Consider the following 8,688-nt stretch of genomic DNA (forward strand, 5'->3'; position numbering starts at 1 on the left):
GCTCAAATCCCACTACTTGCCTGCAGCGTTTTGAATTCCCGCAGAATGGTCAAACCTTTAATGCAATTGGTATAATAAACGAGAAGTAAACTTGGTCGCAGCCAGCTGTAAATTAGTGTTGAGTTAAACGGCTAGTTGATAGAATTCGCCGTGTAATGCTGTACTATAAACCGATAATTTTATTAGACTATCGTTGCTTGATGACTTTTGCGCAATGGTGGCAAGATAGAGCAATCGCATAAAAGATGTAGATTGATGGAATCATTAAATGGAGTTTTTAAATGAATAAGATGTTAGTTGCTGCTGCGATAGTCGCTGTAGGTGCGGGTGGATATTGGTACAGTCAACAAGCTGCAGATGTCTCTGCTAGCGATAACGCCGTCATGGCATACATTCCAGCAGATACACCGATATTTTCGGGCCAGTTACAGCCTTTCCCTATTAAGTCTTATATTAACTCTTTATCTGATGCCTATAAGCAATCTGGCGCAAACACGTTGGACGAATGGGAAGCTGAAGAAGATCCTCGGGCGAAGTTTTTCTTAAGCTTAACTAAGTCCTACTTAGCGGCAATGCAAGATGGCGATACGTTTATTAATACCTTTGGCCTAGCTGAAAATATTCGCAGCTACTTTTACACCTTGGGTGCATTACCGGTACTTAAAATCGAAGTGGCTAATGCTGATGCTATATGGGCGCTGCTGGATAAAGCAGAAGGCGAAAGTGGTTTAGCCCATGTCGCAGGTCAACTGAAAGGGGTTAACTATCGTAGCTACCCGCTGACAGAAGCGACAGATGAGGAACAGATAAACTTGGTGGTTGCAGTTAATAATTCAATGTTAACCATGACCATAGATACCTCGTTTAGTGAAGCGGCCCTGCTTGAAACTGCACTTGGAGTTACGCCTGTTGAGCGCTCTATTGTTGATGCAAAGATCATCGAAGATATCATTGCAAAGCATGGATTCACTGATGACGGTATTAGCTATATCAACCATCAAGAGATAGTTACTGCACTTACCAGTACCGACGGTAATCAGCTGGCTCGCCAACTGACGAAACTATTAGCCATGGCGAATGAAGATCCATTTGCCGAGCTTAGAACGGCTACCTGTAATCAAGAGTTTTCCTCAATTGCAGCCAATTGGCCTCGCACCGTTGCGGGTTATGACCAACTTGAAATCAGTAATGCTGAAAGCTCATTGAACTATCGAGTCGTAATTGAGAGCAACAACCAGCTGATGCTCGATGCATACCAAAAGATGCGCGGTTATATTCCCGCTTATGTACAAGATATCAATAATAGCGTGTTTAGTTTTGGGTTGGGGATCGACGTTAACCAAATGGTGCCATCGCTACAAGCTATTTGGGACGACATGCTAACGCCGCAATATCAGTGTGCACCGCTGCAAGAGATGCAAGCACAGATGAGTCAGCAAAGCCCAGCAATGCTTGGCATGATGACCGGTATGGCTAATGGTGTTAAGGGTGTTGGTCTGTCAGTTATTGACTACAAAATCAGTGATGATGTTGATGCTCCAGAGATTGAAAGCTTAGATGCTGTAGTCACCCTGTCGGCTGATAACCCTACGATGTTATTTAATATGGTTAAGCCATTCGCACCTGAATTGGCAAATATTCAATTACCAACTGACGGCAGTGCTGTGGTACTAAACGATGTATTACCTATGCCGCCAGAGATGAATATAACCGCTAAAATGGCAGTTAAAGGCAATCATTTGGTGTTGTTCTTTGGTGATAAAGGTGAAGCAGTCGCCGATAAATTGAGTAGCGAAGCTGTCGTTAATAATGGCTTGTTGGCAATGTCAGTGGACTATATGAAGATGTTTGCGCCATTACTGACCTTTATCGAACTCACTGGCGAACCGGTTCCTGAAGAGTTCAAATCGATGAAAGATTACGATATGCGCGTTAAGGTAGCGCTTGATGTTGATGATAAAGGTGTAACGATCGATTCAGCGGTGAACTCCAGAGCGACTAAGTAAAATTTAATATCCCGAGACAGTATGTCGACAAAACGCCAGTTCATGATAGCTGGCGTTTTTATTTTCAGAGCCAGTTTAGGAGAGATAAAGTGATTATTGCAGGGCTTTTCTTAAAAGCGAACGAAGTCAGAATAGTAATATTAGCGGGGGAGCGTGCGAGTCACAATTTAGTTGCGCCTAAAGTGACAAAGTTCAGCTTGCTTAAAAATCCAACCCAAACTGATGTTGTCACTTTCATCGAACAAGTTAACACACATATTGCTAGCAATGGCGTTAACAAAGTCGTATTGAATAGGCGTGCCACCACAGGACAAGGGGCTGGTGGCGCAGGCACATTTTTAATGGAAGGTGCGATGCTGGCTAGTTGTAGTGTTGAGATTGATTTTATTCACCCGGCGACATTACGAGCGTCTGATAAGAAACATAGTGAATTGAAGTCCTGTCGTCCAAAGACCGTTGATTTAGGCAAGGCTTACGATTTAGCGTTTGAGTGCTTATCTTAAAAGGCTTCTCAACTGCAGGTGATCTTTTTAGATTGTTATACGTATATTTGTCAGGTGTAATAAGTGCTATAACAATGACAGGCGACACAGGGAATATTAGGTGGAAACTATGATCAAACAATTATCAAAGATACTTTTAGCCGCAGCGCTAGTACTGCCGCTTGCGGCTACTGCAACCGATTTAAAGGTTGGCGATACGGCACCCAATTTCAAGTTACAAGCAACTGACGGTCACTTTTACCAGTTAAGTGATTACAAAGGTAAGCAAACCTTGGTGTTGGCCTGGTACCCAATGGCTAATACTCATGGCTGCACGCTTGAATGTAAATCTCTGGTGCAAAAAGGGCATCTTATTCGCGAGTACAATGCGGTCTATATGATGGCCAGTGTTGACGAGCTAGAAGATAACCAAGCGTTTGCCAAAGAGCAAAAAGCTGACTTTCCTATGTTAAGCGATCCAACCAAAGAAACTGCTAAAGCTTATGATGTGCTTAACTTTGTTCGGGTTGCGAGTCGGGTGACTTTTTACATTGGCGAAGATGGAAAAATCTTAAAGATTGATGAAGATATCAATGCTGAAACAGCTGCTGAAGATATCGCTGCAAACTTAGCAGAGTTGAATATCGACAAAGCTGAAGGTGAGCTTGAGAATAACAGTGAAACCGCGCAAGTCGAATGATTTTTAGCTCGGTTAGAAACTAAAAGCCACAGACTGAAAAGTCTGTGGCTTTTTTACGTTCGCTGATAATGAGCTAGCGATAAATTACTTTACTGTCTTAACACCTTCTGGCGTACCAACTAATAGTACGTCTGCGCCGCGCATGGCAAATAAGCCATTGGTGACCACACCAACAATGCCATTGATCTGCTCTTCAAGCTCTTTCGGGTTCATGATCTTCATGTTGTAAACATCTAAGATGATATTGCCGTTATCTGTTACCACACCTTCACGGTACACAGGATCCCCACCAAGCTTAACCAGTTGACGCGCCACGTATGAACGCGCCATTGGAATAACTTCAACAGGAAGTGGGAACTCGCCTAGAATGTCGACCTGCTTAGTGTTATCAACGATACAGATAAACTTATCAGCCACTGCAGCGACAATTTTTTCGCGAGTTAGTGCTGCACCGCCGCCCTTGATCATATCCATATGGCCGTTGATCTCATCTGCGCCATCAACATAAACCGACAGTTCATCTACACTGTTAAGATCATAAACAGGGATACCAAGTGCTTTCATTTTCTCGGTAGATGCTTCAGAGCTTGATACGGCGCCGTCGATATCAGCTTTCATTGTCGCAAGGGCATCAATAAAGTGATTCACGGTTGAGCCAGTTCCTACACCAACAATGCTATCTTTTTCAACATATTGTAGTGCAGCCCAACCAGCGGCTTTTTTCATTTCATCTTGAGTCATAACGAAATCCTTTTTAAAGGCGAGTTTTAAAAATATTGGCGCTAGTATACGCTTTAAACGGCCGAAGCGTGCCTGAATTTTTGTTTTAAAGTGACAAGCTCTGCATATCGTGATTAGCTTGCCACTGACTTAGCTTTTTTCAATAGCCACTTACTGTTAAACGACTGCTTTTAAAACAGCTTTAAGAGGTTTGAATTCAAGCTATATACTTTTAATGATAGTGGCTCGTAAGCGAAGTGTTGTAATAATTGCTATCCCCTACAAAGACAAATCCACATTAAAATAGATAGTCAGGGGCATAAAGGTTAAGAAGGATTTTAAGTGCTGCGACATGCTTTAAACGCAGTATCAATCAATTAAAGGAGTTACTATGGCAGGGGCGAGCTTATTAACCTTGTTAGATGATATTGCCACCATTTTGGATGATGTAGCTGCGATGAGTAAAATCGCCGCGCGTAAAACCGCAGGGGTGTTAGGAGATGATTTAGCACTTAATGCCCAACAGGTTACTGGTGTTTCAGCTGATAGAGAGCTGCCTGTTGTTTGGGCTGTGGCAGTGGGTTCGTTTAAGAATAAGTGCATCTTAGTCCCAGCAGCTATGCTCATTAGCGCATTTATTCCTTGGGCCGTAACGCCGTTGTTGATGTTTGGCGGTTTATTCCTTTGCTATGAAGGCTTCGAGAAAATCTATCATAGTTACCAAGTAAAACGGCAAGATCAAACCGCTACACAAGCGTTACCTGAAGAGGTGATTGGCGATCTTAAGGAGTATGAGCAGCGTAAAGTAAAGGGAGCTATTAGAACTGACTTTGTCCTCTCTGCTGAGATTATTGCGATTACTTTGGGGATTGTTGCGGACAAAAGCCTAACCACTCAGTTTTTCACCCTAAGCGTGATTGCTATCGTTATGACGATAGGCGTATATGGTTTGGTGGCGGGGATTGTGAAAATTGACGATGCTGGTCTGTATTTAAGCCAGCGACAGGGGGAAAGCTTAGCTAGCCGCTTTAAGCGACGGTTTGGCTTCATGTTACTCAACTCTGCGCCCTATTTAATGAAAACGTTATCTGTAGTCGGTACTATCGCCATGTTTATGGTTGGTGGTGGAATTTTAACTCACGGCTTGCACTGGGTTAGCGATCGCATAAGCCAAGCTGCCATTTATATTGAAAGCGTATCGGTTGTTGGCCCTGTATTATCATTTGTTACACCGAGTATTTTAAACTCTATTTTTGGCGTTATTGCTGGGGCAATGGCAGTGATAATGATGCAACTATTTCTCAAGCTAAAAGGTGATAAACCTGTTAGCCACTAAATCCTTTGAGGGAACGTTCGTTGGACAATACGCAGCAAAATGAAACAACAACGTTTCAAGCTAAAGTGGCGAGTTTCAACTTGTTCAATTATATCGAACCGCCGCTTGCCTACTATGATTTTGAGAATATCTATAGTGATGAACAGTGGGCTAAGAAACAGCGTTGGTTAGCCAATTTCCTTGCTGAAAATCAGCCTGATATTATTGGCTTTCAAGAAGCTTTCTCTGCAGAGGCTTTAGCGACTCAGGCTCGCGAAGCCGGGCTTGAGCATTTTGCCGTTGTCGATCAACCGAGTATTGTTGATGATTTTATCTGCCGTGACCCGGTGGTTGCAATTGCTTCGAAATATCCTTTTGAGCAGGTGCAGGCTATTGATGTCGATAGTGATTATGCCAAAGCTCTGGGTCTAGAAAATTCTTTTAAATACAGCCGTAAGCCTCTAAGAGCCACCGTTGTGTTGCCAGACATTGGCCACTGCGATATCTATGTCGTACACCTTAAATCCAAAAGAGCATCATTAGATGAATTGCCGCCAGCGCAAAGCATGAATGTAAAGAGTAATGGCAAAGCTAACTTTGGTGAATTGCTTGGGCGTAATGTTCTTGGTCAATGGGCATCAGGGATTCAAAGGGGTAGTGAAGCGACCTTGTTATTTCATACAATGATGCAGCGGCGAATTGAAACCCAAAATGCGATGATATTACTGGGCGACTTTAATGATTCGTTGAGCCATCAACCTTTGTCTTTGTTATTGACTCAGGAGTTACGATTTGAAAAAGAGGGAGCGGGAGAGTTAGCAAGCTATCCTCTATCCGATGCCTATCAACTGTATTGTCAAAGAGAAGGAGAGATGAATGTTGAGACTATTTCAGCCGCAAATTCGTTAACTTCTCAAAGACAGGCGACCCATTATTATGGCACTCAAGGCAACGTACTCGATTATATTTTGCTGTCTCAAGATTTTAACCCCCATTTTCATACTAGCACTGCAGAAGTTACTGACTATCATACTGAAGATCGCCATTTGATTAATCCTCAGTATGAGCGTGATAGTCACAGTACTGATCATGCTCCTGTATTGTGTACTATTGTTTCTCGGCGATAGCACTACCTATTACTCTCCACTGCTGTTCTCTGCTTGTTACTTATTGTTCTCTTTCTCTTTTCTGATTAGCTCCTTTCATTAGTATTACTACAACACAATCGTGTTGGTATATTGTATTCACTTTGTTAGTATATTGTATATCTTGTGCTGTTGGGGGATGAAAGTAGATTTTCCAATATAGCGTCACCAATAAAAGCAATAAATATTAACAGGGAGTTTGAGTATGTCTTTTCGATTATCTGGATTAAGTATCGCGTTGTGCTTAACATTAGCAGCTTGTGGTGGAGGGGGGGGAGATGATGCTCCAGTTCCTGTTACGCCAACGGTTCCAGATCCCGTAGTACCAGATCCTGAACCTGCTACTCCAGAAACACCAGCGGCAGGCTTAATTACGCTCAATTCTGCTATTAAGCATATCTCGTTAACTGAGCCTCGCGCATATTTTGTTGATGTCACCGAGTCTGCTCCCACTTTGATTGTTGGCCTAATGGCTGGTGAAGCGGGTACCAATATTGGCGACCCAGCGCTTTATGTTAGAGCTTTAAATGAAGCATCAAGTGGTGAAAATGGTGAATTTGATTGTGTTTCTAATTACCGCAGCGGCGAGTTTGAATATTGTATCATCGATGATGTTGAGCCAGGTCGTTATCATATTTTAGTTGACGCAAGTAGTGCTAGTGCAGCGGTAGATGCCACGCTCTATACCAGCACCACTGTGTTTAATAGCAGCAAGCGCTGTGATGAGGTTGATGTTCAGGTACGTGGCCAGGATTTAACCGCACAGCAAACTGATGAAGTGTGTCTTTCATTAAAGGACACCAAAGCACGTTTCGATGCAACGATAGATGGTACTATTTCGCCAGCATTCGGTGACAGTGTTGCTGGTGATAAAAATAACATCACCAACGTTAATATTTTTTCAAGCCAGCGAAATCATAAGTTGTGGGTCAAGCATCTTTTCTATAACAACAATGATTCAGGGATCTACTTCGAGTTCAGGTCAACTGAGTGGCTGCACCGCTCAGATGTTTTTACCTTTAATGCACTTGAGTGGAATGGTGGTAGGCATAGAATTCGTTCAGTAGATCATGAGTATACCCATGCGTTAGATGCCCGTTATAACAAAGAGGGCGAATATGACGAATCTAAAGGTTTTAGTTGGTGGAGCGAAGGTTTAGCTGAGTACATTGGTATTCATTATAATAATCCTTACCAAAATATGACCACTGCAAACGAGACGACTAAATACAGTTTACAACAAGTCTTTAATGGTAATGCAGATAATTATACTTGGGGCCAGTTAGTTTTTACGTTCTTAATAGAGCAGAAACCAGCAATAGTGACCGAAATTTTAACGCAGATGCGTGCGGGAGACTGGGATGAGCTGGACACTTTTGTCACCCAGGTCGCGACGGACAATCAAGCTGATTTCGAAACTTGGTACCAGAATGGACTAAGGACAGACTATGCTGCAAGTGCAACCTCAATTGCAGTTGGAAGCTATATCGAATTAGGTGGTCGTGGTGGGCGCCTCTATTCCGTTGATGTCCCAGCTGGATTGGATTCTATTACCTTTAGTACTTCTGGCGGTTCTGCTGATATTGATCTCTATGTCAATCAAGGCGCAGCCTATCACCCAAGCGACGCAGATGCTGCAACGGATAAATCGGTAACGAATGCGAGTAATGAAGAGGTCATCACTATCGCCTCTCCAACTGCCGGAAAGTATTTTATCGTAGCAGCAGATGACTTTGGTGGTTCAGATATCATTGATGCTTACCTTTCTGTCTGTAGCGGTGAAAACTGCTCAGTGGAGTTGCCTGAACCTATGGCAATCACCTATGAAGTTGAGCCGTATATGCCATATTGGCCTACCAAAGGTACTATTGGTAACTGTTCATTTGCGGATACATACACTCGTGGTGCAAACAATGCGCAAGACTTTACCGTTACCAACATGACTGATACCGCAATGAACCTTTACTGGGTAAGCGATGAAACGGGTGTTAAGACAGGTGATTCCTATGCTTCACTTGGCAAAGATGATGTTTACTCTGAAACATATTGGAAGCTTGGTGATCGTATTATGCTAACGGATTCTGCTGGGGAATGTTTAGGCGTTGCGATTCTAAACGATACAAATAATGAATTCTCGCTGATAGTAGAAGATTAAAACTCAATCTTATTCGTAAAGCTCATCTTAATAGGTGAGCTTTTTTTTGCCTCAAATTTACAGTGATACCAATTGGTATAAACGTTTGGTCGCCAATATGGAGTACTTTTGGTTGTCTATTTCTGTATTGAACAACTTCACAAGGGAATAATACCAATCAGTATA

At 42.7% G+C, this 8,688-nt stretch carries 7 protein-coding genes; 6 read left to right on the plus strand and 1 reads right to left on the minus strand.

Annotated features, from left to right (window positions below):
• Nucleotides 1–281 precede the first annotated feature (281 nt).
• From AB4238_RS19450 to AB4238_RS19460, 3 genes are all read left to right on the plus strand, one after another.
• Nucleotides 282–2,006: a hypothetical protein gene (locus AB4238_RS19450; RefSeq protein WP_372034944.1), complete on the plus strand. Its 1,725-nt coding sequence runs from the start codon at nt 282–284 to the stop codon at nt 2,004–2,006.
• Between the two features lie 89 nt (nt 2,007–2,095).
• Nucleotides 2,096–2,509 (plus strand): DUF3010 family protein, encoded by a 414-nt coding sequence (locus AB4238_RS19455; RefSeq protein WP_372034946.1) that lies wholly within the window; start codon nt 2,096–2,098, stop codon nt 2,507–2,509.
• A 109-nt stretch (nt 2,510–2,618) separates the two neighbouring features.
• On the plus strand, nt 2,619–3,188 hold the full coding sequence (locus AB4238_RS19460; RefSeq protein ID WP_372034948.1) for a peroxiredoxin family protein: 570 nt from the start codon (nt 2,619–2,621) through the stop codon (nt 3,186–3,188).
• An 84-nt stretch (nt 3,189–3,272) separates the two neighbouring features.
• On the opposite strand, the gene rpiA is transcribed toward AB4238_RS19460, so the two are convergent.
• On the minus strand, nt 3,273–3,929 hold the full coding sequence (gene rpiA, locus AB4238_RS19465) for a ribose-5-phosphate isomerase RpiA (protein WP_371992301.1): 657 nt from the start codon (nt 3,927–3,929) through the stop codon (nt 3,273–3,275).
• A 370-nt stretch (nt 3,930–4,299) separates the two neighbouring features.
• Here rpiA and AB4238_RS19470 point away from each other — a divergent pair, with 370 nt between their 5' ends.
• The 3 genes from AB4238_RS19470 (at nt 4,300) to AB4238_RS19480 (ending at nt 8,523) form a co-directional block, all read left to right on the plus strand.
• Nucleotides 4,300–5,244 carry a DUF808 domain-containing protein gene (locus AB4238_RS19470; RefSeq protein WP_372034950.1) on the plus strand — a complete coding sequence of 315 codons (945 nt, stop codon included), beginning with the start codon at nt 4,300–4,302 and terminating at the stop codon, nt 5,242–5,244.
• Nucleotides 5,245–5,264: 20 nt separating this feature from the next.
• Entirely contained in the window at nt 5,265–6,350 is a 1,086-nt protein-coding gene (locus AB4238_RS19475) for an endonuclease/exonuclease/phosphatase family protein (RefSeq protein ID WP_372034953.1), read from the plus strand.
• A gap of 223 nt (nt 6,351–6,573) precedes the next feature.
• Entirely contained in the window at nt 6,574–8,523 is a 1,950-nt protein-coding gene (locus tag AB4238_RS19480) for a collagenase (RefSeq protein ID WP_372034955.1), read from the plus strand.
• Nucleotides 8,524–8,688 lie beyond the last annotated feature (165 nt).

The organism is Shewanella sp. 10N.286.45.A1, assembly GCF_041470405.1.
Lineage (GTDB): Bacteria > Pseudomonadota > Gammaproteobacteria > Enterobacterales > Shewanellaceae > Shewanella.